General features: G+C 71.1%; 1 protein-coding gene. It reads left to right on the forward strand.

Annotation, left to right across the window (positions count from 1 at the left end):
• A partial coding sequence (locus QIS99_RS32135) for an acyl carrier protein (RefSeq protein WP_282517288.1) occupies positions 1-1,086 on the forward strand: 1,086 nt, incomplete at both ends.

The following is a 1,086-nucleotide window of genomic DNA, read 5'->3' on the forward strand; positions in this document are numbered from 1 at the left end:
GGCCCTGCGCTCAACACCCCCTCAGCCCCCCAGAACCCGGCCCACGCCCCCACGGCCGTCGCCGCGCAAACTCCCGAACGCCCGGCGAACCCCCTCCGCGACCGCCTGGCCGCCCTGCCAGCGGACGATCGCGAGCGGGCCGTGCTCGACTTGGTGAGGGCGGACGCCGCGATCGTCCTCGGTCATGCGAACCCCGCGTCCATCGAATCCGACCGGGCCTTCAGGGACCTGGGCCTCGACTCCCTGGGCGGCGTGGAACTCCGCGACCGGCTGTCGGCGTCGACCGGCCTGACCATCCCGGAGACTCTGGTCTTCAACCATCCGACCTCGGCCGCCGTGGCCGCGTACCTCCTCGGCGAACTCCTGGAGGGTGGGACGGACGGGCACGAAGCCGACTTCGCGTACCGCGCGGCAACCGGCGCCTTGTCCGACGAACCCATCGCCGTCGTGGGCATGGCGTGCCGCTACCCGGGCGGGGTGTCCTCGCCGGAGGATCTGTGGCGCCTGGTGGAGCAGGAGACCGACGCGATCAGTGACTTCCCCGCCGATCGCGGTTGGGACGTCGAATCCCTCTACGACCCGGAGCCCGGGAAGTCAGGTCGCACGTACACGCGTCGGGGCGGATTCCTGCACGACGCGGGGGAGTTCGATGCGGGCTTCTTCGGTATTTCGCCGCGTGAGGCGCTGGCGATGGATCCGCAGCAGCGGCTGCTGCTTGAGACGGCGTGGGAGGCCCTGGAGTACGGGGGTATCGATCCCACGTCGCTGAAGGACAGCCCGACGGGTGTCTTCGCGGGCGCCGCGCCGCAGGACTACGGCCCCCGCCTGCACGAACCCGCCGAAGGCGTGGACGGGCATCTGCTGACCGGCACGCTCGCCAGTGTGATCTCGGGCCGTATCTCGTACGTCCTCGGCCTCGACGGCCCCTCCGTCACGGTTGACACGGCGTGCTCGTCCTCGCTCGTCGCCGTGCATCAGGCGGTGCAGTCGCTGCGCCAGGGCGAGTCGTCGATGGCGCTCGCGGGAGGGGCGATGGTGATGGCCACGCCCGGCATGTTCGTGGAGTTCTCCCGCCAGAACGGCCTC

Origin of the sequence: Streptomyces solicavernae (genome assembly GCF_029968095.1) — a bacterium.
Lineage (GTDB): Bacteria > Actinomycetota > Actinomycetes > Streptomycetales > Streptomycetaceae > Streptomyces > Streptomyces solicavernae.